The following is a 21,618-nucleotide window of genomic DNA, read 5'->3' on the forward strand; positions in this document are numbered from 1 at the left end:
TCTCTACTTCGTTAGTATCAATTTCCCGGCGTGCGTCTGTCGCAAGAGATATTCTTGTCCCTGATGCTCGATGACAACGCGCGCCGCATCCCCCAATAGCGTTTTGCTGCTGATTCTGCGATCCTCGGGAAGGATGACTGCCGGGCTGGCCGGTTGTTTCTCTGCCGGAGCGGTCGGCTTATCCTTGTTCGACATGGCACGGGTAACTGTATGGATATGACAATGATAATTATTATTAATATCAGCGAAGTGGGCTGCAAGTCATATTTTAAAAACCAATCATTTGGGGTAGGGAGTGCGTCCCGCCGGGAGACCCGACGGGAAAAAGAGTTACAGACGAGATGTGACGGCAGCAGCGAGTTTTTCGAGCAACACTTTGCTGTCTTCCCAGCTCAGGCAAGGGTCAGTGATGGACTGGCCATAGACCAGCGGCTGGCCTTTGACGATCTTTTGCGTGCCTTCTTGCAGGAAACTCTCGGCCATAACCCCCGCAATTGCTGTGGAGCCGCCACGAATCTGCTCACAGATATCATCGCATACCTCAAGCTGGCGACGGTGCTGTTTCTGGCAGTTGCCGTGGCTGAAATCGACGACCAGTTGCTCCGGTAGATCAAATTCGCGCAGGGTAGCGCAGGCGGCGGCAATGTCTTCGGCGTAGAAGTTGGGTTTTTTACCGCCACGCATAATGACATGTCCGTAAGGGTTACCGCTGGTCTGATAGATCGTCATCTGTCCGCTCTTGTCCGGTGAGAGGAACATATGGCTGGTGCGGGAAGCGCGAATCGCGTCCACCGCAATCCGGGTATTACCGTCGGTACCGTTTTTGAAACCTACCGGGCAGGAGAGCGCCGAGGCCATTTCGCGGTGGATCTGACTTTCTGTCGTGCGTGCGCCAATAGCGCCCCAACTAATCAGGTCAGCAATAAACTGTCCCGTCACCATATCCAGAAATTCGGTCGCTGTCGGTACACCCAGTTCATTGACTGCGAGCAGGAGTTTGCGCGCCAGTTCGATACCATGATTAACGCGGTAGCTGCCGTTCAGATCGGGATCGGAAATTAACCCTTTCCAGCCCACCACGGTTCGCGGTTTTTCAAAATAGGTGCGCATCACAATTTCCAGTTGCGCACTGTGCTTTTGCCTTAACCCCTGCAGGCGACGGGCATAATCCATCGCGGCATCCAGATCGTGGATAGAGCACGGGCCAATAATCACTAACAGCCGTTTATCTTCACCGTTAAGGATTTTCTCGATACGGCGACGGGATTGGGTGACATGTTCGGCAACCGCAAGGGAAACGGGATGCCGCTGCGCTAACTCAGCCGGCGTGACCAGGCTCTCGATGCGCGCAGTGCGAAGTTCATCGGTTTTGTTCATCAGAATTCTCAAAATTTTGTGCTCAAACGGCCAAATGCCGGAGGCGATGCGCACACCTTAAACCAATCCTTGCTTAATTCAATAGCAGGTTGTGATGCGCATCACATCGAAGGCCAGCATGATAGCAAAAATGTCACCCACGTACTAGTGTGTTAGTACATGCGACGGTTTAGCCCCATCATGTCGAGAATTTTGGTGGCGATCTCTTCAACCGAATAGTTGGTACTGTTTAACCACGGTATCTGATTTTTGCGGTAAAGCGCTTCCACCTCTGCCACTTCCATACGGCACTGGCGTAATGAAGCGTAACGGCTATTTTCCCGGCGCTCTTCGCGAATAGCCGCCAGACGTTCCGGATTAATGGTCAGACCAAATAATTTATGCTGGAGAGGTTTGAGTGAGACAGGCAGGACGAGATTATCCATGTCATCGGCAATAAAAGGATAATTAGCTGCGCGAATACCGAATTGCATTGCCAGATAAAGGCTGGTTGGCGTTTTACCGCAACGAGAAACACCCAGCAAAATCACCTGGGCCTGATCCAGGTTGCGCAACGAAATACCGTCGTCGTGAGCCAGCGTGTAATCAATAGCGGCAATCCTTGCGTCATATTTTATCAGGTTGCCTGGATTTAACCCATGGGTGCGATGCGCAATAGGTGTCGGGTCGAGTTTTAATTCTTGCTGTAGTGGCGCAACCAGTGCCTGAACAATGTCCTGACAGAATCCTTCACTCTGTAAAATAATGGTTCGGATTTCTGGTAGTACGATGGAATAAAACACTAACGGTCGTACGCCCGTCTGCTGATAGATAGCGTCAATCTGCTCTTTCACTGCTCTGGCGCGGCTTTCATTCTCCACGAACGGCAGCGTGATGCTATTGATGGCGACAGGGAATTGCGACATCACCGCATGGCCTAATACCTCTGCAGTGATAGCGGTACCATCGGAAATATAAAAAACCTGGCGATCCACAGCGCTGTCCATTTTACCCTTCCTGATTGTCATGCGTAATTATCTGAAAGCATAAATTAAAGTCACGCATCTGCGTAGCGCCTTTTCTGAATTTTTAAAGTGAAACACTATTTTTGTTTTTAATGAAAAGTACGGTTCATTTTTATTATGGGCGCAAAAAAAGAATGATTTTGAGGTTTTTCCGATTATCAGATACGTAACCATTGACGGGAAAGTGTCCGAAAAGACAAAAATTTAAATTGCTTGAACGATTCACCGTTTTTTCAGGCGGAATAATTATGCCAGGATGAAAAGGTAGTAAATGCTTTATTACCCCATTCAAATATCACAAAAGGATTGTTTAGATGTCCAACAATGGCTCGTCTCCGCTGGTGCTTTGGTATGACCAACTCGGCATGAATGATGTAGACAGAGTTGGGGGCAAAAATGCCTCCCTTGGTGAGATGATTACGAATCTGTCCGGTATGGGCGTAAGCGTACCTAATGGGTTTGCAACCACTGCCGATGCGTTTAACCAGTTTCTCGATCAAAGCGGCCTGAATCAGCGCATCTATGACCTGCTGGATAAAACGGACATTGACGACGTTTCCGAGCTGGCGAAAGCTGGCGCGCAGATTCGCCAGTGGATAGTCGATACCCCGTTCCAGCCGGCGTTTGAAGAGGCAATCCATCAGGCATATGCCAAACTGTCCGCTGATGACGAGCAGGCATCCTTTGCTGTGCGCTCTTCTGCGACGGCAGAAGATATGCCCGACGCTTCCTTTGCGGGCCAGCAGGAAACCTTCCTGAACGTGCAGGGGTATGACGCTGTGCTGGTGGCGGTGAAGCATGTCTTCGCTTCCCTGTTCAACGACCGTGCGATCTCCTACCGCGTACACCAGGGTTACGATCATCGCGGCGTAGCGCTCTCGGCCGGGGTGCAACGGATGGTACGTTCGGACATCGGTTCTTCCGGCGTCATGTTCTCTATCGACACCGAATCCGGCTTCGATCAGGTGGTATTCGTCACCGCGGCCTGGGGCCTGGGTGAGATGGTGGTACAGGGGGCAGTGAACCCGGATGAATTTTATGTTCACAAGCCAACGCTGGCGGCAGGGCGTCCGGCTATCGTGCGCCGCACGATGGGGTCGAAGAAAATTCGCATGGTCTATGCGCCGACCCAGGAGCATGGCAAGCAGGTGCGTATTGAGGACGTTGAACAGGCTAATCGCGATCGCTTCTCGCTGACCAATGAGGAAGTGCAGGAACTGGCGAAACAGGCTGTGCAGATTGAAAAACACTATGGCCGGCCGATGGACATTGAATGGGCGAAAGACGGCCATACTGGCAAACTGTTTATAGTACAGGCGCGTCCGGAAACCGTGCGCTCTCGCGGTAAAGTAATGGAGCGTTACACGCTGCATGCGCAGGGCAAAATCATCGCCGAAGGGCGTGCGATTGGTCAGCGTATCGGTGCCGGTCCGGTGAAAGTGATTCACGATATCAGTGAAATGAATCGTATCGAAGCAGGTGATGTGCTGGTAACTGACATGACCGACCCGGACTGGGAACCGATCATGAAAAAAGCGGCCGCGATTGTCACCAACCGTGGTGGCCGTACCTGCCACGCAGCCATTATCGCGCGTGAGCTGGGGATCCCGGCAGTCGTCGGTTGCGGTGACGCAACGGAACGCATGAAAGATGGCGATAAGGTGACTGTCTCCTGCGCCGAAGGGGACACGGGGTATGTCTACGCCGAGATGCTCGACTTTAGCGTGAAAAGCTCAAGCATTGATGAAATGCCTGCGCTGCCGCTGAAAATCATGATGAACGTCGGCAACCCGGACAGAGCGTTTGATTTTGCCTGCTTGCCGAATGAAGGTGTAGGTCTGGCGCGCCTCGAATTTATCATCAACCGTATGATCGGCGTGCACCCGCGTGCATTGCTGGAGTTTGATGACCAGGACGTGAAACTGCAAAACGAAATCCGCGAAATCATGAAAGGCTATGATTCGCCGAAAGAGTTTTACGTCGGGCGTCTGACCGAGGGTATTGCAACGCTGGGGGCGGCATTCTATCCCAAACGCGTAATCGTGCGATTGTCAGATTTTAAATCCAATGAGTATGCCAACCTCGTCGGCGGCGAACGTTATGAACCGGACGAAGAGAACCCGATGCTCGGCTTCCGTGGTGCTGGTCGCTACGTTTCCGACAGCTTCCGCGACTGTTTCGCGCTGGAATGTGAGGCGGTGAAACGCGTGCGCAACGAGATGGGGCTGACCAACGTGGAAATTATGGTCCCGTTTGTTCGCACCGTTGAGCAGGCGAAAGCGGTGGTGGAAGAGCTGGCACGCCAGGGACTCAAGCGAGGTGAAAACGGACTCAAGATCATTATGATGTGCGAGATCCCGTCGAATGCGCTGCTGGCCGATCAGTTCCTGGAGTACTTTGACGGCTTCTCTATCGGCTCAAACGACATGACGCAACTGGCGTTAGGCCTCGATCGCGATTCCGGCGTTGTCTCAGAGCTGTTTGATGAGCGTAATGATGCGGTGAAAGCCCTGCTGTCGATGGCCATTCGCGCCGCCAAAAAACACGGCAAATATGTGGGGATCTGTGGTCAGGGCCCGTCGGACCATGAAGATTTTGCGGCCTGGCTGATGGAAGAGGGGATCGATAGCCTGTCCCTGAACCCGGACACCGTGGTTCAAACCTGGTTGACGCTGGCTGAACTGAACAAATAAGCTCCCTGTGCCTTCGGATAAAGCCTCACTTCTGCGGGAGTGAGGTTTTTTTATGCCGAAATACGCTTGAAATAAGTTAATTCTTAGCTGAAACAAAATGTGTTTGCGCACGCTTACCTTAGAGATGTGTCATCAATCGAATTACACTGGCCTCGTTTTAACACATCTGCACGATTCATCGACTCAATTATCCATTCCATGCAGATAGCGCTGATCGCATGTGCTGCGTCAGAGATATATTCTTTTTGCCTATTGCAGGGAATTTACGCGACCGCGTATTGCTGTGCGAATATGGCTACCCTGGCGTGCTCACGTCTTGTACTTATATTTTAGCTGGCAATCAGAATCGCAAAATAACGACAGGCCGTTTGTTAATGGCTGAGGCGGCTTTGCGTGCGATTAACCAGAGGATCCTGTGAGTTTATTTCTATCGTGGTGGGTAAGTCTCATATTCGCTCATCCGGATTATCTCCTCTTAATTAAGGTATATTCTATGAAACGTTTTTTGCTGATTATCACCGTACTGTCTTGCATGGCGCTTAATGGCTGCGCATCATATAACGAACATATTAAGGCGTGTGACGGGCAGGATGTCAGTACCGCGCATCTGGCCTTTGATTATCTGCCCATAGGCGCAGTACTGGATAACGGAGCCTGCGCTGTTACCGGCAACGGCGCGCATTTTAACAACACGGACGGCGTAAAATGAACTTCTATCAAACGGATACCCTGAGCGCTGTCGTCGCACGTCTGAGAGAGCTTAGCCATGAAAATCGCCATTGTGAAAATACGCTGGCGCAGTTATGCGATGCGGGAGAAAAGGCCCTCAGAATACACACCGAAGATGCATATAATACTTTTATGTCCCAATGTGGTTCGACGCTGGCAGACATTAACGTGAATCTATGATGCGATTGTTATTATTATTAACTTCCTGTGTTTATTCTTGCGCGGTTTTAGCAAGTCCAGTGAATAGGGAGCGAAGCAGTCCATTATCTGTATTAACGCTGTGCTAGTAATTAAATATGATTATACCGATGCTGAGTTAGCCCATGTCACGCTGGATATAGCCGTGAAGGAAAATAGTTCGACGATAAAAGGCATGAAGGTCTTCGACAGTCAGGACAGCACAGCGGATGCCGTTGAATTTACCCTTTTAAATATGACGATAAGACAGACAACATCGCTATTCAGGACAGTAAAGAAGAACATCATGTATTTTAACTTCACTAACCCTGTCGTAGACTGTGCGGTCATGACAGGAGCGAATGTATGAGATGGTTTATCACTGGCGGCTTTTTATTGTTTGCCGTATGGGCAATTCAGGATACTCCCCGGTGAGGTACGACAGGCGGTTAACCGCATCGCTGACGCTTCCCCGCATTAGCCTGTTTGATGGGTAAAAAAAAAGCCCATCGTGGGAGATGGGCAAAGACTACACACAGCAATTCGTTGTTTCACTCAGGGGATTTCCATGCTTATAAATCAAGGTGTTGATTTATAACCGTGACCTTATAGTAGGCTATCCGGGATTTTAGCGTCGATCAGATTCGTCTCATTAGTTAAACGGTGGTTAAGATTTTGCGGAGGAAACGGCGCAAACCTTTTGTCAGGAGGCTTGCGCACGGGAGGGAGAGTAAATAAATGATTAGCAATGCTTCATAATCATATTCACGGGCATATCAGATACGGGTATCCTCAGCGCTCTGTTTATCTTTCAGCGCATCATTTTCTTCGGGCCCGGGCATCGGGGCTTCATTAACCCAGGCGGAAAAGAGTCGCCATGAAACGGCCAGTAATACCGGACCGATAAACAATCCGATCATCCCGAAGGCTACCAGACCGCCAATAACTCCGGAAAGAATCAGAATCATCGGCAAGTCGGCTCCCATACGAATCAGCATTGGACGGATAAAGTTGTCCAGCGTACCAACGACGCAGCTCCAGACCAGCAATACCGTGCCCCAGGTCGAGTCGCCACTCCAGTAGAGCCAGATAATTGCAGGCACCAGCACGACCAGTGGCCCCAGTTGTACCAGGCATGTCATTAACATAATGACTGTGAATAACGTGGCGTATGGCACACCCGTTACCGCCAGGCCAATCCCTCCCAGAACCGCCTGCACCAGCGCCGTGACGACCACGCCGAGCGCCACGGCGCGGATGGCCTGGCCAGCCAACAGAACGGCGGCATCGCCGCGTTTGGCCGCCAGACGATAGGCAAAATGGCGAATCCCCTGTGCAACTTGCTCACCGCGCCAGTACAGCAGGGCGCTAAACAGCAGCATCAGGGCACAGTGCAGCATAAAGCGTCCAATATGCGCAGCCTGACCGACAAACCAGGTGGTGGTCGTGCCGACATAAGGGCGGACTTTAGCAAGTATCGCGCTGCCGCCCATATCCAGGAGGTTATGCCAGCCGCTGTATAACTTGTCTCCAATCAGCGGAATGCTATGGAGCCACTCCAGGGTCGGTGGCGTCATTTCACCCGACGTAATGGCCTGAATGACCGGGCCACTGTTATCCACGAGGCTATTAACCAGCAGCGCTACCGGAAGAATAAATAACAGAATCAATAATAACGTCATCACGATGACCGCCAGTGAGCGGCGGCCAAACAGTACCCGTTGAACGCGCAAAAGTACCGGCCAGGTGGCGATGACCACGGTACCAGCCCAGGCGAAACCAAGAATAAAAGGCTGAACGATCCACAAACAGGCGATGATCATAAGGGCTAAAAACAGTACCGACAGCATCACCTGCGGTACATCCCTGAACTGCGATTGAAAGGCCATAAAACGTAATCACCTTTAATAGGAGGATGCGGAATCAGTAACGATAATGATTAATGATTTCAGCGATTTTTGACAGTCTGATTCTGCCCGTAATTCTGGTGGGCGTATAAGAAAAAAATGTGATACAACGATGGATGCTGCAAGCAAACGATTAACTATTCACAACTACTAACAGTCAGGCAGGGTCAAGAGTAATGATCCCACAGATTTCTCAGGCACCGGGCGTCGTTCAACTGGTGCTGAATTTTTTACAGGCACTGGAGCAACAAGGTTTTACCGGCGATACCGCCACAAGTTATGCCGACAGGCTGACCATGGCGACCGACAACAGTATCTACCAATTGCTACCCGATGCAGTCGTCTTTCCCCGTTCCACCTCTGATGTCGCCTTAATTTCGCGCCTCGCGGCGGAAACGCGTTTTCAGTCGCTGGTCTTCACACCGCGGGGCGGTGGCACCGGCACAAACGGCCAGGCGCTGAACCAGGGCATCATCGTTGATATGTCCCGTTATATGAACCGCATTATGGAAATTAATCCTGAGGAAGGATGGGTGCGGGTTGAGGCGGGGGTCATTAAAGATCAGCTAAACCAGTTTCTTAAACCGTACGGCTATTTCTTTGCGCCGGAGCTGTCCACCAGTAACCGCGCAACGCTCGGTGGCATGATCAATACCGACGCTTCCGGTCAGGGGTCACTGGTCTACGGAAAAACGTCCGACCATGTGCTGGGCGTACGGGCCGTGTTGCTCGGCGGCGATATTCTTGACACTCAGCCGGTGCCCGTCGAACTGGCGCAGACGCTTGGGAAAGCGAATACGGCGGTGGGGCGCATCTACCGCACCGTATATGAGCGTTGTCGGGATAACCGTCAACTGATTATCGACAAATTCCCTAAACTAAACCGTTTCCTCACGGGTTATGACCTACGCCATGTCTTCAATGATGAGATGACCGAGTTTGACCTGACCCGCGTGTTGACCGGGTCTGAGGGAACGCTGGCATTCATCACCGAAGCGCGTCTGGATATTACCCGTCTGCCGAAAGTGCGTCGCCTGGTGAATGTGAAATATGATTCATTCGACTCTGCGCTACGTAATGCGCCGTTTATGGTGGAAGCACGCGCGCTGTCGGTCGAAACGGTGGATTCAAAAGTTCTCAATCTGGCACGTGAAGATATTATCTGGCACTCCGTAAACGAACTCATCACCGATGTGCCGGATAAGACCATGCTGGGTCTGAATATCGTTGAATTCGCCGGCGATGACGAAGCATTGATCGCTGAGCAGGTCACTTCTCTTTGCGCCCGCCTTGATGCGCTGATGGCAGAAGGGGCTGGTGGGGTGATCGGCTGGCAAATTTGCGACGATCTGACCGGCATTGAGCGTATCTACGCGATGCGTAAAAAAGCCGTCGGCCTGCTGGGTAATGCAAAAGGGGCGGCAAAACCGATTCCCTTTGCCGAAGATACCTGCGTGCCGCCGGAACACCTTGCAGATTATATTGTCGAGTTTCGCGCACTGCTTGACAGCCATGGGTTGAGCTACGGCATGTTTGGTCATGTGGACGCGGGCGTACTGCACGTGCGTCCGGCGCTCGACATGTGCGACCCGCAGCAGGAGGTTTTGATGAAGAAAATCTCCGATGATGTGGTGGCATTGACGGCGAAATACGGTGGCTTACTGTGGGGTGAGCACGGTAAAGGTTTCCGTGCCGAATACAGTCCGGCGTTCTTTGGCGCGGAACTGTATGCGGAGCTGCGCAAAGTGAAAGCCGCGTTTGATCCGGCAAACCGCCTCAACCCAGGCAAAATCTGTCCGCCTGAGGGGATAGATGCGCCGATGAAGCAGGTGGATGACGTCAAACGTGGCAGCTTCGACCGACAAATTCCGATTGCTGTGCGTTCCTCCTGGCGCGGCGCGATGGAGTGCAATGGCAACGGTCTGTGCTTTAACTTTGATGCCAAAAGTCCCATGTGCCCGTCGATGAAAATTTCCGGAGATCGTATTCATTCGCCGAAAGGCCGCGCCACGCTGGTCCGTGAGTGGCTGCGTCTGCTGGCCGATCGCGGTATCGACCCGGTGAAGCTGGAAAAAGAGATGCCGGAAAAGCGTGCCAGCCTGCGTTCGCTCATTGAGCGTACCCGCAACAGTTGGCACGCGCGTCACGGCGAGTATGATTTTTCACATGAAGTGAAAGAGGCCATGTCGGGGTGTCTGGCCTGTAAAGCCTGCTCGACTCAGTGTCCGATTAAGATAGATGTGCCGGAATTCCGCTCGCGCTTTCTGCAGCTTTACCACACGCGTTACCTGCGTCCGATGCGCGATCATCTGGTCGCGACCGTGGAAAGCTACGCACCGCTGATGGCACGTGCGCCAAAAACGTTCAATTTCTTCATGGGCCAGCCGTGGGTGCGTTCGCTTTCGCAAAAACATATCGGCATGGTGGATCTGCCGCTATTGTCTGTTCCCTCTTTACAGCGACAGATGATGGGGCACCGTTCGGCGAACCTGACGCTGGAGCAGCTTGAAACGCTGAGCGATGCGCAGAAAGCCACCACGGTGCTGGTGGTGCAGGATCCGTTCACCAGTTACTACGATGCGCAAGTGGTGGCGGATTTCGTTCGCCTGGTTGAAAAACTGGGCTACCAGCCCGTTGTGCTGCCCTTTTCGCCTAATGGCAAAGCGCAGCATATCAAAGGCTTCCTGCAACGTTTTGCGAAAACAGCGCAAAAAACGTCGGATTTCCTTAACCGTGTTGCGCAACTCGGAATGCCGATGGTGGGCGTCGACCCGGCGCTGGTGCTCTGCTACCGTGATGAATACAAGCAGACGCTCGGCGAGAAGCGCGGCGATTTTCATGTCATGTTAGTACATGAATGGTTGCCTGCCGCACTGGAAGGGCGTGAGAATCGCACTATCAGCGGTGAACCCTGGTATCTTTTTGGTCACTGTACTGAGGTGACTGCGTTACCTGCTTCTGTTTCGCAATGGACCTCCATTTTTGCCCGTCTGGGCGCGAAACTGGAAAATGTCAGCGTAGGTTGCTGCGGTATGGCAGGAACCTATGGACATGAAGTCAAGAACCACGCTAACTCGTTGGGGATTTACGAGTTGTCCTGGCATCAGGCGCTGCAACGTCTACCGCGTAGCCGCTGTCTGGCGACAGGTTACTCTTGCCGCAGTCAGGTGAAGCGCGTGGAAGGAAATGGCGTGCGCCACCCGCTACAGGCGCTACTGGAGATTATGGGATGATCTGGAAACGTGAGGTGACCCTTGACGTGCTCAATGCGATGGGCGAGGGGAATATGCTGGGTCTGCTGGATATTCGCTTTATTGCAATTCATGACGATGCGCTGGAAGCGACAATGCCGGTTGATAGCCGTACACATCAGCCGTTTGGTTTGCTGCATGGCGGAGCCTCCGTGGTGCTGGCGGAATCGCTCGGTTCCGTCGCCGGGTATTTATGTACCGAAGGGGAGCGCAAAGTGGTGGGTGTGGAGGTGAATGCCAACCATATCCGTTCTGCACGTAGCGGGCGTGTGCGCGGTGTCTGTCGCGCACTGCATACCGGCAGTCGCCATCAGGTATGGCAAATCGATATTTACGATGAGCAGGATAAATTATGCTGCTCATCGCGCCTCACGACTGCAGTCATCTGAGATAAATTTGCGACAGGGAAACCTGTCGCAAAAATTCATATTTTCTTCATTCATTTTCACATTCAGACTTATCCATTCGTGCTATATTGGGCGCGTTTGAAAACCGCTTCGATGGTCATCGAAGCCAGACGCTGTAACGCATAAAGACCTAATGAAGTGATTCGTTGTTTCCTTAAGCGCTACTCCCTACAGGCTTACAGGTAACAACAATGCACTCACCGTTTAAAAGGGCGTTTTTACACCCGCGCCATTGGGGCACATGGGCCGGGCTTGGCCTGCTCTGGTTGCTCGTTCAACTGCCTTATCCTCTTCTCTCTCAGCTTGGGGAAACGCTCGGGAAACTCGCCCGTCCTTTTCTTAAGCGTCGCGAACGTATTGCCCGCCGCAATCTGGAACTTTGCTTCCCCAATATGGACGACGAACTTCGCGAAGCGATGATTGAGAAAAACTTCATGTCGCTCGGCATGGCGCTATTTGAAACGGGTATGGCCTGGTTCTGGCCTGATAGCCGTGTGCGCCGCTGGTTCGATGTTGAAGGCTACCAGAATCTTGTTACCGCACAGGCGAGCCAACGCGGCGTAATGGTCGTCGGTGTCCATTTTATGTCGCTGGAGCTCGGCGGCCGCGTAATGGGGTTATGTCAGCCGATGATGGCGACATACCGTCAGCATAACAGTGAATTGATGGAGTGGGTGCAGACGCGAGGCCGGATGCGTTCCAATAAATCAATGATCGACAGACGTAATCTGAAAGGACTGGTGAGCGAGCTGAAAAAAGGCGAGGCCGTCTGGTTTGCCCCCGATCAGGATTACGGCAGTAAAGGCAGCACCTTTGCGCCATTTTTCTCTGTCGAGAATGCGGCAACCACCAACGGCACTTATGTCTTATCCCGCCTTTCCGGGGCTTCAATGCTGACGGTTACCATGGTGCGTAAAGCGGATCGCTCAGGTTATTCGCTGCATATCGGTAAGGCGATGACCGACTACCCGGCGAAAGATGAGCACGAGGCCGCCAGTTATATCAATAAAGTCATTGAGCGTGAGATTCTGCGCGCGCCGGAACAGTATCTGTGGATCCATCGTCGCTTCAAAACGCGTCCGCCGGGAGAAGCATCGCTGTACCTGTAATGATTATCCCGGTCGGCGCTCAGCCGACCGGATACCAGCCTGCAAGAAAGGCACCGTCAGATTTTTCTCCTGACGATAGGCCAAATCAAACCATGTCTACGACCTGTAGACCTGTCGACGTTGTTTACGCGGCAGTGCAATGCACCTTCACCAGACGTCAGCGATTTCGCTTCAGGGGCGTATTAATCGAGCGCCGGGATCGCCAGCCCTTTAAGCTTGATGACGAAGTGATTTTCATGGCGGGTAATTTTCGCGCCGTCATCACAGTATTCGGTTGAGAGCTGGAAAAACGCGTCTGCGTCTACATCGAACGCCAGTTCGATTTCACTGTATTTCCCTGAGTTAAGCATCTGATAAACTTGCTTTAAGCTGTGTGCTTTGGCTATCGACATGATATAAAAACCTCAGAAATGATGGCGAAATGGTTAAAACCTGACCATTGGTTTATAGCAGGCAATGGCGAAATTTGCATCCGTTAAGCAGGGGGGAGCACGTAACGTTCACCGGGAAATTTTACATCTTGAATAATGTTATATTATAACATAACATTATTTCTTTTCGTAAACCGAGGGACGGATTTTGGTCAGTCATTTTGCAAAAACAACGGTAGTTCTGGGAACTCTTCTAGTGAGTGCAAGCGCATTTTCTCATGGCCATCATTCGCACGGAAAGCCGCTAAGCGACATAGAGAAGAAAGCGGCGAACGGCGAATTTAACGACAGCGATGTCAAGGACAGGAAGCTGAGCGACTGGGACGGTATGTGGCAGTCTCTTTATCCTTACCTGCAAAACGGCGATCTGGACCCGGTATTGCGGGAAAAAGCAGAAAAAGAAAAGAGTAAATCGTTCGATGAAATTAAAGCGTACTACCGAAAGGGATATGCCACCGATATTGATACGATCGGTATTGAAAAGGGTGTGATCGAATTCCACATCGGCGACAAGGTCAGTGCCTGTAAATATGATTACGCCGGGCATAAAATTCTTACCTATTCTTCCGGTAAGAAGGGGGTGCGATACCTGTTTGAATGTAAAGATGCCAGCAGTAAGGCGCCACGATATGTGCAATTCAGCGACCACATCATCGCCCCGCGTACCTCCGCACATTTCCATATCTTTATGGGGAATGCCTCTCAGGAGGCGCTGCTGGCAGAGATGGACAACTGGCCAACCTATTATCCTTATCAGCTTAAAAAAGATCAGATTGTTGATGAGATGCTTCACCACTAATTGAATATCTGTGCCCGCTTCTGCGGGCCTTTTGTGCCTCCCTGCGCTTTAGTTTCGCTGCCAGCTCTTGTAGCATATGCCGCTCATCGGTTTAACGGTATTTGCAGGAGGCAATGTGTTTGCCGAATATGGTGTTATCAGTTTCTGGTCCTATTTCATCGGGGCGATTTTCATTATCTTAGTACCTGGCCCCAATACATTCTTTGTGCTTAAAACCAGCGTGGCAGGTGGGTTGAAAAATGGCTATGTCGCTGCGGCGGGCGTATTTATCGGTGATGCGGTATTGATGTTTCTGGCCTATATGGGGGTGGCGACACTTATCAAAACAACGCCGGTATTGTTCAATCTCGTCCGCTATCTTGGTGCGTTTTATCTGCTCTGGTTGGGTGTAAAAATGCTCTACAGTACGTTTTTTCGTAAGGGTAAAAGCGTGAATGAGCATGAGGAGCACAGGGGCGATATTTTCAAACGTTCGCTGGTATTGAGTCTTACCAATCCGAAAGCGATTCTGTTTTACGTATCGTTTTTCGTGCAGTTTATCGACGTTCATTATACCAATACAGGAATGGCGTTCTTTATTCTTGCCAGTACGCTGGAATTAATAAGCGTCTGTTATTTCAGTTTCCTGATCATATCCGGGTCCTATGTGACACAGTTTGTGAAAACGAAAAAACGTCTCGCAAAACTCGGTAACTCTCTCATTGGTCTTATTTTTGTCGGTTTTGCCGCCCGACTGGCAACGCTGCAATCCTGAATAGCGCTGAGGCCTGTGTTTAACGGGCCTTATCGCAACGTTGAGTCGCTACACTTAGCCTGCAATATCCAGACACACTCCCGCGCCTTTTTTCTTCGAACCCACTTTTTCTGATGCGACGGCAAGGTTAATAATCGTCATCAGTATCTTTTAATCGGGAGCGGATAACGAGGACAGCGAGGATGATGACAACGGCAAGAATGCCCAGGAACCAACGCATAATGACGGCCACTTTGGGTAGAGACACTGTTGATACATTTTACCATTATAGGACCTGTACAATGCATTCAATTCGCGTATGAAATACAGGCATAACAGTGTCTTGTTTTGTCTGTGCGGGTGATGGACATAGTGATGTATTTACTGCGAGTATTGATGAAATAACGGTGTCGTCTACCTGAACATAACTCTTATGCGGTGTGTGTGATGAAAATTTATCTGGTCCGGCATGGTGAAACCGTCTGGAATGTTGAAAACAGAATTCAGGGGCATCTGGACAGCCCGGTTACCGGGCAAGGCACCAGACAGATCACTGCACTGTGTCGGGATCTGATAGACAAATCTATTGGCCTTGTCGTTGCTTCGCCTTTGGGAAGATCGGTAACCGCTGCCGGGCAAATCGCGTCCTGGCTCGATAGCCCGCTTCAACTCGATCCTGCCTTTGTTGAACGTCATTTCGGCGATTTAGAAGGGAAACGTATTGACGAATTAACAGAAAAAGAGCGCACGCACGCTGCGATGGTTCTTTCCGGCACTCCGGGTATCAGACCGCAAAATGGAGAGACGCCAGAGGAGGCTACCCGAAGAGTCCTGACCGCACTGTCCGGTTTGTCGGTTTTCGAGGGCAATGTGTGCGTCGTTTCCCACGGGCACGTTATCCAGTCGGTTATCAGTACGCTGATAGATAATAATCCCGAAAATTTTGACCGATATGCGCATTTGAATGGCGCGTATTCTATTCTCGCTTGTACGGAAAAAGGACTCGCGGTAGAAAAATGGGGAATGTCGACCCATCTCTTTTCCCGACGGACGCCACCTGGGTTCGATTCGCTGTAGACCGAGTGTTACGTATCTTCTTGATATTCCGTTTTGTGATGAAGTTAACTTTTTGATATCAGGAAAAATTTTCGGAATTCCTCTTTTTGCTCCCTATCTCAAAAATAGGTATTACCTATACATCTTTTCCTGACGCAGGCGCGCCATACTCGCTGGCGAAAATAGCTATTATTTATCAAATCATTAAACAATCTTTCACTTCTCTGTAAAGCCTTCGCATAGAGTCTATGCTTATACCATGTGCTTAAAAAACGGGCAGGACACGAATAACCCTTCGGAATAGAGGTTGAAGTGATAATCATTATCACTAACATAGTGTTATGTCTTTCAGGATTTATGACGTGAGGTAGACCTATGGAATCGCAATCAGAGACGTTCGACCCGGCTGACTTTGCCTGGCGCGGGCTAACGATGACGCCTGCCGCTGCAGAACACATTCGCGCATTAACCCGTAAGCAACCCGACCTGTTGGGGGTCCGGCTGGGGATTAAACAAACCGGCTGTGCAGGTTTTGGCTATGTGCTGGATACCGTCACGCAACCGGATAAAGACGACCTGCTTTTTGAAAAAGATGGCGCAAGATTGTACGTGCCGCTCGGCGCGATGCCATTTATTGATGGCACCGAAGTGGACTATGTGCGCGAAGGATTAAACCAGTTATTCAAATTTCATAACCCGAAAGCCCAGAACGAATGTGGCTGTGGCGAAAGCTTTGGGGTATAGGCGGTACTATGTCTCGTAATACTGAAGCAACAGACGATGTCAAAACCTGGACCGGAAACCTCAACTATAAAGAGGGCTTTTTTACCCGGTTAACCACTGACGAACTGGCGAAGGGCATTAATGAAGATGTCGTGCGCGCGATTTCGGCCAAACGTAACGAGCCGGAATGGATGCTGGAATTTCGCCTGAGCGCGTTTCGCGCCTGGCTTGAGATGGAAGAGCCTCACTGGCTGAAAGCCCATTATGCGAAACTCGATTATCAGGACTATAGCTATTACTCCGCGCCATCCTGCGGAAGCTGTGATGATACTTTTGCCTCGCAACCGGGGGCGGTACAGCAAACTGGCGCGAATGCGTTTCTGACTGACGAAGTGGAAGCGGCATTCAATCAACTTGGCGTGCCGGTCCGTGAAGGGCGTGAAGTGGCGGTCGACGCCATTTTTGACTCCGTATCTGTGGCCACCACCTACCGGGAAAAACTTTCCGAACAGGGGATTATTTTTTGCTCGTTTGGCGAGGCCATTCACGACCATCCGGAACTGGTGAAAAAATACCTGGGTACCGTCGTGCCCTCCAACGACAACTTCTTTGCGGCGTTGAATGCGGCTGTCGCCTCTGACGGTACGTTTATCTACATCCCGAAAGGGGTGCGTTGCCCGATGGAGTTGTCGACCTATTTTCGCATCAATGCCGAAAAAACCGGGCAATTCGAACGTACCATTCTGATAGCGGATGAAGGCAGCTACGTTAGCTATATCGAAGGTTGCTCCGCGCCAGTACGCGACAGCTACCAGCTTCATGCTGCCGTGGTGGAAGTCATCATCCATAAAGATGCAGAAGTAAAATACTCTACCGTGCAGAACTGGTTCCCCGGGGATAACAACACTGGCGGGATCCTCAACTTCGTGACCAAGCGTGCGCTGTGCGAAGGCGAGAACAGTAAAATGTCCTGGACGCAGTCGGAGACGGGTTCAGCTATCACCTGGAAATACCCCAGTTGCATCCTGCGCGGCGATAACTCCATCGGTGAGTTCTTCTCCGTGGCACTGACCAGCGGGCATCAGCAGGCAGATACCGGCACCAAAATGATTCACATCGGCAAAAACACAAAATCGACCATTATCTCGAAAGGGATCTCGGCCGGGCACAGCCAGAACAGCTATCGCGGGCTGGTGAAAATCATGCCGAGCGCCACCAACGCGCGTAATTTCACCCAATGCGACTCCATGCTGATAGGCCCGGATTGTGGGGCGCATACCTTCCCCTATGTGGAGTGCCGCAATAACAGTGCGCAGCTGGAGCATGAAGCCACGACTTCACGCATTGGGGAGGATCAGTTGTTCTACTGCCTGCAACGCGGTATCAGCGAAGATGACGCCATTTCAATGATTGTTAATGGATTCTGTAAAGACGTGTTCTCCGAGTTGCCGCTGGAGTTTGCCGTTGAAGCACAAAAATTGCTGGCTATTAGTCTCGAACACAGCGTCGGTTAAGAATGAAGGAATAAACATGTTACGTATTAAAGACCTGCAGGTAAGCGTTGAAGATAAAGAGATTCTGCGTGGCCTGAGCCTGGATGTGCGTCCGGGGGAAGTGCACGCGATTATGGGGCCCAACGGCTCCGGTAAAAGTACGCTATCTGCAACGCTGGCAGGACGTGAAGATTACGAAGTCACCGGCGGTAGCGTCGAGTACAAAGGTAAAGATTTGCTGGAACTTTCTCCGGAAGACAGAGCCGGGGAAGGGGTGTTTATGGCCTTCCAGTATCCGGTTGAAATTCCCGGGGTCAGTAATCAATTTTTCCTGCAAACGGCACTCAACGCCGTGCGCAAATACCGTGAGCAGGACGAACTGGACCGCTTTGATTTTCAGGACCTGATGGAAGACAAAATCAAGCTACTGAAGATGCCGGAAGACCTGCTGACCCGCTCGGTTAACGTGGGCTTCTCCGGTGGCGAGAAGAAGCGTAACGACATCCTGCAAATGGCCGTGCTGGAACCTGATTTATGTATCCTGGATGAAACTGACTCAGGGCTTGATATTGACGCGCTCAAAATCGTTGCCGACGGCGTTAACGCGCTGCGCGACGATAAGCGTTCTTTCATCATTGTGACGCACTATCAGCGGATCCTGGATTACATCAAACCGGACTATGTCCACGTGCTGTATCAGGGGCGCATTGTGAAATCCGGTGATTTCACGCTGGTTAAGCAACTGGAGGAGCAAGGTTATGGCTGGCTTACAGAACAGCAGTAACGCGCTGCAACAGTGGCATCATCTGTTTGAACAACAAGGCGGGGCACGCTCAGAGCAGGCGCAGCAGCATCTGCAACAAATGCTGCGTTTAGGTCTGCCGACGCGCAAGCACGAAAACTGGAAATACACGCCGCTCGATGGTTTGTTAAATAGCCAGTTTGTTACCACGGCGGGCGCATTGAGCGTACAAGAGTGTGATGCGCTCGCATTGCCGGTCGATGCGCTACGCCTGGTATTTGTGGATGGCTATTACAATGCATCGCTCAGCGACGATATTGCCGGTTCTGGTTTCACCGTGACCATTAACGACGACCGGCAGTCTTTGCAGGCCCCGGTACAGCCGGAGGTGTTTTTACACTTAACCGAAAGCCTGGCGCAAAGCATTACTCACATCAGCGTCGGACGTAATCAGCGGGCGACCAAACCGCTGCTGCTGATGCATATCACCCAGGGGCTGGCCGGAGCCGGGATGAACACGGCTCATTATCGCCACCACATCTCGCTGGCCGAAGGGGCCGAAGCGACCCTTTACGAACACTATGTCAGCCTTAATGCCCATCGCCATTTCACCGGCGCGCGGCTGACCATGGACGTGGCGGCGAACGCCCGGTTGCACCATGTAAAACTGGCGTTTGAAAACCCGGAAAGTTACCACTTCGCCCACAATGACATACGCCTTGGCGCCGATGCCGCAGCGTACAGCCATAGCTTCCTGCTGGGCGGTGCCGTGTTGCGCCACAATACCAGTACTCAACTCAACGGTGAAAATACCACCCTGCGCATGAACAGCCTGGCGATGCCAGTGAAATCAGAAGTGTGTGATACCCGGACCTGGCTTGAGCACAATAAAGGCTATTGCAACAGTCGGCAGTTACACAAAACGATCGTGAGTGATAAAGGCCGTGCGGTATTCAATGGCCTGATCAATGTTGCGCAACACGCCATCAAAACTGACGGACAGATGACCAACAATAATTTGTTGCTGGGACGACTGGCGGAGGTGGATACCAAACCGCAACTGGAAATCTATGCTGATGACGTGAAATGTAGCCACGGCGCAACGGTCGGGCGTATTGACGACGAACAAGTGTTTTATCTGCGTTCGCGTGGCATTGACCAGCAGGCGGCGCAAAAGATGATCATTTACGCGTTCGCCGCTGAGCTCACCGAAGCTATCAGCGACGAAGCGCTCAGGCAGCAGGTGATGGCGCGCATTGGCGAACGCCTTGCGGGAGGCTTAGCATGAGTTTTTCCGTTCATAACGTACGCGCCGATTTTCCGATACTGACGCGTGAAGTTAACGGGGTACCGCTGGCGTATCTGGACAGCGCCGCCAGCGCGCAAAAACCCAATCAGGTTATTGATGCCGAGGCGGAGTTTTTTCGCCACGGTTATGCGGCGGTGCACCGGGGGATCCATACCCTGAGTGCTGAAGCGACGCAGCGCATGGAACTGGTTCGCACGCAGGTCGCCGGTTTTCTGAACGCCCGCTTGCCGGAAGAACTGGTTTTCGTGCGCGGCACCACCGAAGGCATCAATCTGGTGGCCAATAGTTGGGGCGCCAGTCAGGTACATGCCGGTGACAACATCATCATCAGCGCGATGGAGCATCACGCGAATATCGTGCCCTGGCAGATGTTGTGTGAGCGCGTTGGTGCCGAGTTGCGGGTCATACCGATTAATATCGACGGGACATTACAGCTTGAGGCGCTGCCCGGCTTGTTTGATGCGCGCACGCGCTTATTGGCAATTACTCACGTTTCCAATGTGCTGGGAACGGAAAATCCGGTAGCGGACATTATTGCCCTGGCGCATCAACATGGCGCGAAAGTGCTTATTGATGGCGCGCAGGCCATCATGCATCACCCGGTCGATGTGCAGGCGCTGGATTGCGATTTCTATGTCTTCTCCGGTCATAAGCTCTACGGGCCGACGGGGATTGGCGTGCTGTATGTTAAAGAAGACATCCTGCAGGCTATGCCGCCGTGGGAAGGTGGGGGGGCTATGATTGCCACCGTGAGCCTTACCGAAGGGACCACTTATGCCAAAGCGCCGTGGCGCTTCGAAGCGGGCACGCCGAATACCGGAGGGATTATTGGGCTGGGTGCGGCTATCGATTACGTCAGCGGACTGGGGCTGGATGCGATTGCGCAGTATGAACAGACGTTGATGCGTTATGCCCTGAACGCGCTGGCGGATGTGCCTGATTTAACGCTTTATGGCCCTCAGGAGCGTTTGGGGGTGATTGCCTTTAATTTGGGTAAACATCACGCCTACGATGTGGGAAGCTTCCTCGATAATTATGGTGTGGCCGTGCGAACAGGGCATCATTGCGCAATGCCATTGATGGAGTTTTATCATGTTCCGGCAATGTGTCGTGCGTCATTGGTAATGTATAACACGGAAGAAGAGGTGGATCGTCTGGTGGCTGGCCTGAAACGTATTCATCAGTTGCTGGGTTAACAGAGAGGCAAACATGGCCGTTTTACCCGACAGAGACAAACTGCTGCGCAATTTTGGGCGCTGCGCCAACTGGGAAGAGAAGTATCTGTACATCATTGAGCTGGGACAGCGGTTGCCAGCACTTAGCGACGAGGCGCACAGTCCGGAAAACATTATTCAGGGCTGCCAGAGCCAGGTCTGGATTGTGATGCGCCGTAATGATGAAGGCATGATAGAACTGGCTGGCGACAGCGATGCTGCCATCGTTAAAGGGCTTATTGCCATCGTGTTCATTCTCTATCAACAAATGACTGCTCAGGACATCGTGGCGTTCGATGTGCGCCCGTGGTTTGAAAAGATGTCTTTGACTCAGCACCTTACGCCTTCCCGTTCTCAGGGGCTTGAAGCAATGATTCGCGCAATCCGTTCCAAAGCCGCCAACATTAGCTAAACTAAATAGACAGCTTTCATCCTGTTACGCGAGGTGCATGCGCGCCTCGTTG

Annotated in this window: 19 protein-coding genes and 1 other RNA gene; 14 read left to right on the forward strand and 6 right to left on the reverse strand. The window is 51.7% G+C overall.

From position 1 onward, the window contains the following. Positions 1–3 precede the first annotated feature (3 nt). From hemP to ppsR, 3 genes are all read right to left on the reverse strand, one after another. The gene (gene hemP, locus L2097_RS04640) at positions 4–195 is read right to left on the reverse strand and encodes a hemin uptake protein HemP (RefSeq protein ID WP_085006320.1); all 192 of its coding nucleotides are present in this window, start codon (positions 193–195) and stop codon (positions 4–6) included. 135 nt (positions 196–330) lie between these two features. After that, entirely contained in the window at positions 331–1,377 is a 1,047-nt protein-coding gene (aroH, locus tag L2097_RS04645) for a 3-deoxy-7-phosphoheptulonate synthase AroH (protein ID WP_250352218.1), read from the reverse strand. A 152-nt stretch (positions 1,378–1,529) separates the two neighbouring features. Then, the gene (ppsR, locus tag L2097_RS04650) at positions 1,530–2,363 is read right to left on the reverse strand and encodes a posphoenolpyruvate synthetase regulatory kinase/phosphorylase PpsR (protein ID WP_047369997.1); all 834 of its coding nucleotides are present in this window, start codon (positions 2,361–2,363) and stop codon (positions 1,530–1,532) included. A gap of 332 nt (positions 2,364–2,695) precedes the next feature. Between ppsR and ppsA the strand changes: the two genes are divergently transcribed. Both ppsA and L2097_RS04660 read left to right on the forward strand, forming a co-directional pair. After that, complete coding sequence (gene ppsA, locus L2097_RS04655) at positions 2,696–5,074, forward strand: phosphoenolpyruvate synthase (protein WP_250352219.1); 2,379 nt, start codon at positions 2,696–2,698, stop codon at positions 5,072–5,074. A 493-nt stretch (positions 5,075–5,567) separates the two neighbouring features. Further along, positions 5,568–5,783, forward strand: a complete 216-nt coding sequence (locus L2097_RS04660) for a hypothetical protein (RefSeq protein ID WP_047369999.1) — start codon at positions 5,568–5,570, stop codon at positions 5,781–5,783. Between the two features lie 691 nt (positions 5,784–6,474). Here L2097_RS04660 and rprA read toward each other — a convergent pair. Next, positions 6,475–6,582: antisense sRNA RprA (gene rprA, locus L2097_RS04665), an RNA gene on the reverse strand. A gap of 174 nt (positions 6,583–6,756) precedes the next feature. After that, positions 6,757–7,869: an AI-2E family transporter YdiK gene (ydiK, locus tag L2097_RS04670; RefSeq protein WP_250352220.1), complete on the reverse strand. Its 1,113-nt coding sequence runs from the start codon at positions 7,867–7,869 to the stop codon at positions 6,757–6,759. 194 nt (positions 7,870–8,063) lie between these two features. Between ydiK and ydiJ the strand changes: the two genes are divergently transcribed. From ydiJ to lpxP, 3 genes are all read left to right on the forward strand, one after another. Next, positions 8,064–11,120, forward strand: coding sequence for a D-2-hydroxyglutarate dehydrogenase YdiJ (ydiJ, locus tag L2097_RS04675; RefSeq protein ID WP_250352221.1), 3,057 nt, complete (start codon positions 8,064–8,066; stop codon positions 11,118–11,120). Beyond that, positions 11,117–11,527 (forward strand): 1,4-dihydroxy-2-naphthoyl-CoA hydrolase, encoded by a 411-nt coding sequence (gene menI, locus L2097_RS04680; protein ID WP_047370003.1) that lies wholly within the window; start codon positions 11,117–11,119, stop codon positions 11,525–11,527. Before ydiJ ends, menI begins: the two co-directional genes overlap by 4 nt. Positions 11,528–11,736: 209 nt before the next feature. After that, a complete protein-coding gene (gene lpxP / locus L2097_RS04685) occupies positions 11,737–12,654 on the forward strand; it encodes a kdo(2)-lipid IV(A) palmitoleoyltransferase (protein ID WP_047370004.1) in 918 nt (305 codons plus the stop codon). A 182-nt stretch (positions 12,655–12,836) separates the two neighbouring features. On the opposite strand, the gene L2097_RS04690 is transcribed toward lpxP, so the two are convergent. Beyond that, positions 12,837–13,046, reverse strand: coding sequence for a hypothetical protein (locus L2097_RS04690; protein WP_047370005.1), 210 nt, complete (start codon positions 13,044–13,046; stop codon positions 12,837–12,839). A 187-nt stretch (positions 13,047–13,233) separates the two neighbouring features. Here L2097_RS04690 and zinT point away from each other — a divergent pair, with 187 nt between their 5' ends. The 9 genes from zinT (at position 13,234) to sufE (ending at position 21,566) form a co-directional block, all read left to right on the forward strand. Then, positions 13,234–13,884 (forward strand): metal-binding protein ZinT, encoded by a 651-nt coding sequence (gene zinT / locus L2097_RS04695; RefSeq protein ID WP_047370006.1) that lies wholly within the window; start codon positions 13,234–13,236, stop codon positions 13,882–13,884. A gap of 115 nt (positions 13,885–13,999) precedes the next feature. Continuing rightward, positions 14,000–14,638: a leucine efflux protein LeuE gene (gene leuE, locus L2097_RS04700; protein WP_047370007.1), complete on the forward strand. Its 639-nt coding sequence runs from the start codon at positions 14,000–14,002 to the stop codon at positions 14,636–14,638. Between the two features lie 426 nt (positions 14,639–15,064). Then, the gene (locus L2097_RS04705; RefSeq protein ID WP_250352222.1) at positions 15,065–15,694 is read left to right on the forward strand and encodes a histidine phosphatase family protein; all 630 of its coding nucleotides are present in this window, start codon (positions 15,065–15,067) and stop codon (positions 15,692–15,694) included. A 354-nt stretch (positions 15,695–16,048) separates the two neighbouring features. Continuing rightward, on the forward strand, positions 16,049–16,417 hold the full coding sequence (sufA, locus tag L2097_RS04710; protein WP_250352223.1) for a Fe-S cluster assembly scaffold SufA: 369 nt from the start codon (positions 16,049–16,051) through the stop codon (positions 16,415–16,417). Between the two features lie 8 nt (positions 16,418–16,425). Next, the gene (sufB, locus tag L2097_RS04715; protein WP_250352224.1) at positions 16,426–17,910 is read left to right on the forward strand and encodes a Fe-S cluster assembly protein SufB; all 1,485 of its coding nucleotides are present in this window, start codon (positions 16,426–16,428) and stop codon (positions 17,908–17,910) included. A gap of 16 nt (positions 17,911–17,926) precedes the next feature. Continuing rightward, entirely contained in the window at positions 17,927–18,673 is a 747-nt protein-coding gene (gene sufC / locus L2097_RS04720) for a Fe-S cluster assembly ATPase SufC (protein ID WP_047370011.1), read from the forward strand. Continuing rightward, positions 18,648–19,919: a Fe-S cluster assembly protein SufD gene (gene sufD, locus L2097_RS04725; protein ID WP_250352225.1), complete on the forward strand. Its 1,272-nt coding sequence runs from the start codon at positions 18,648–18,650 to the stop codon at positions 19,917–19,919. Before sufC ends, sufD begins: the two co-directional genes overlap by 26 nt. Further along, a complete protein-coding gene (sufS, locus tag L2097_RS04730) occupies positions 19,916–21,136 on the forward strand; it encodes a cysteine desulfurase SufS (protein ID WP_250352226.1) in 1,221 nt (406 codons plus the stop codon). Before sufD ends, sufS begins: the two co-directional genes overlap by 4 nt. Positions 21,137–21,149: 13 nt before the next feature. Then, complete coding sequence (gene sufE / locus L2097_RS04735; RefSeq protein ID WP_047370014.1) at positions 21,150–21,566, forward strand: cysteine desulfuration protein SufE; 417 nt, start codon at positions 21,150–21,152, stop codon at positions 21,564–21,566. The last annotated feature ends 52 nt before the right edge of the window (positions 21,567–21,618 follow it).

Origin of the sequence: Citrobacter sp. MNAZ 1397, assembly GCF_023613995.1 — a bacterium.
In the GTDB taxonomy this organism is placed as follows: Bacteria; Pseudomonadota; Gammaproteobacteria; order Enterobacterales; family Enterobacteriaceae; genus Phytobacter; species Phytobacter ursingii.

What these genes read in the sequence shown, in the direction of transcription:
- sufB (WP_250352224.1), top strand. Translation starts at nt 16,426, where the DNA reads ATGTCTCGTAATACTGAAGCAACAGACGATGTCAAAACCTGGACCGGA.
- L2097_RS04660 (WP_047369999.1), top strand. Translation starts at nt 5,568, where the DNA reads ATGAAACGTTTTTTGCTGATTATCACCGTACTGTCTTGCATGGCGCTT.
- L2097_RS04690 (WP_047370005.1), bottom strand. Translation starts at nt 13,046, where the DNA reads ATGTCGATAGCCAAAGCACACAGCTTAAAGCAAGTTTATCAGATGCTT.
- lpxP (WP_047370004.1), top strand. Translation starts at nt 11,737, where the DNA reads ATGCACTCACCGTTTAAAAGGGCGTTTTTACACCCGCGCCATTGGGGC.
- sufD (WP_250352225.1), top strand. Translation starts at nt 18,648, where the DNA reads ATGGCTGGCTTACAGAACAGCAGTAACGCGCTGCAACAGTGGCATCAT.
- ydiJ (WP_250352221.1), top strand. Translation starts at nt 8,064, where the DNA reads ATGATCCCACAGATTTCTCAGGCACCGGGCGTCGTTCAACTGGTGCTG.
- hemP (WP_085006320.1), bottom strand. Translation starts at nt 195, where the DNA reads ATGTCGAACAAGGATAAGCCGACCGCTCCGGCAGAGAAACAACCGGCC.
- L2097_RS04705 (WP_250352222.1), top strand. Translation starts at nt 15,065, where the DNA reads ATGAAAATTTATCTGGTCCGGCATGGTGAAACCGTCTGGAATGTTGAA.
- sufA (WP_250352223.1), top strand. Translation starts at nt 16,049, where the DNA reads ATGGAATCGCAATCAGAGACGTTCGACCCGGCTGACTTTGCCTGGCGC.
- ppsR (WP_047369997.1), bottom strand. Translation starts at nt 2,363, where the DNA reads ATGGACAGCGCTGTGGATCGCCAGGTTTTTTATATTTCCGATGGTACC.
- sufS (WP_250352226.1), top strand. Translation starts at nt 19,916, where the DNA reads ATGAGTTTTTCCGTTCATAACGTACGCGCCGATTTTCCGATACTGACG.
- sufC (WP_047370011.1), top strand. Translation starts at nt 17,927, where the DNA reads ATGTTACGTATTAAAGACCTGCAGGTAAGCGTTGAAGATAAAGAGATT.
- ydiK (WP_250352220.1), bottom strand. Translation starts at nt 7,869, where the DNA reads ATGGCCTTTCAATCGCAGTTCAGGGATGTACCGCAGGTGATGCTGTCG.
- ppsA (WP_250352219.1), top strand. Translation starts at nt 2,696, where the DNA reads ATGTCCAACAATGGCTCGTCTCCGCTGGTGCTTTGGTATGACCAACTC.
- sufE (WP_047370014.1), top strand. Translation starts at nt 21,150, where the DNA reads ATGGCCGTTTTACCCGACAGAGACAAACTGCTGCGCAATTTTGGGCGC.
- menI (WP_047370003.1), top strand. Translation starts at nt 11,117, where the DNA reads ATGATCTGGAAACGTGAGGTGACCCTTGACGTGCTCAATGCGATGGGC.
- aroH (WP_250352218.1), bottom strand. Translation starts at nt 1,377, where the DNA reads ATGAACAAAACCGATGAACTTCGCACTGCGCGCATCGAGAGCCTGGTC.